1 protein-coding gene is annotated in these 1,048 nt (G+C 35.9%); it reads right to left on the bottom strand.

Going from position 1 to position 1,048, the window contains the following annotated elements; genetic code table 11:
- On the bottom strand, positions 1 to 1,048 hold a 1,048-nt coding region (locus tag KDK16_RS04945), incomplete at both ends, for a hypothetical protein (protein ID WP_257274943.1).

Here is a 1,048-nt window from a genome sequence, read left to right on the forward strand (position 1 = left end):
CTTAAATGCGATGTTAGCTCTGCCACTATTTCCCGTGAGTAGGAAGAAGAACGTTCATTCGATATATCGGGGAAATAAAGAGTTCCAGTGATTATGACTTTAGTGTCTCTGCCAATTTTATTGAGTGGTACGCCTTTTATTGTTTTAAGTTCTTTACTTCCCTCTGGAGCAGTTTTAACAACGTCGTACAAAACGCTATTTTTTTCAGTGAGATACAGTTTATAAAGATTAGAAGACTTTGTTAAAGATTGGCCTTTATCGTTCGAGTTATCAGAAAAGTTAAGTATTATTAGTTTGTCGTAGGGTTGTTCGGGCACTATTTGTAAGTCGTCAATATCAGGGTCGTAAGACTTCCTGTTATAGAAGGGGGTGTTTGCCAAGAAGTTATCAGTTAGCTGAATTGAAGGTCTTTCTTTTAAATTTATGTTTATTAATCTTTCAAAAGCTTCGTAACCCAATTGATCGATAATGTGGTCGTCAGTCCCTTTGGTATCATCTGCCAGGGCAGTTAACATCGTTGTAACTTTATCAATGTTATCGCTGGAGACAATGACATTGCTTTCTCGATAAAAATTTTCGATCTTCTCCCTTGTTTTTGATATGAGTTCTTGTTTACTTATTGCTGACTTTCTTAAATTTTCTGCAGTTTCATGAAGGAAACGGGTTTCATCAAGTATCATTTTTAATACTGAATTTCTTGATCTGGATGTCACCATTATTGGTTGGATTGAAGCATCAAGAGATCGAGGAAAAATATTATCCTCAAAATTTACTTTTTTATTTAAGAATAATCTATGACGGTTGCTTCTTTTTAAATTATATTCTTCCAGTTCATGGAATAGATCACCCATACTGGTGTTCTCTATGATATCTTTGATCCGATTAAACTCTTCCTTCGGAAGGATTGTGTCGTATCTATCAAAATAAGGAGCAGGGTCTGTAATCATTCCATCTGAAAACATTTTTTCTAAAAGAGCACGTATCTTGGCTCTGTCGAGCTCCTTTCTATCCTCATTACTTGCTGCTATGGCCTGCTCCTTCTTTGTGC

This window comes from Endozoicomonas sp. SESOKO4 (assembly GCF_024606275.1).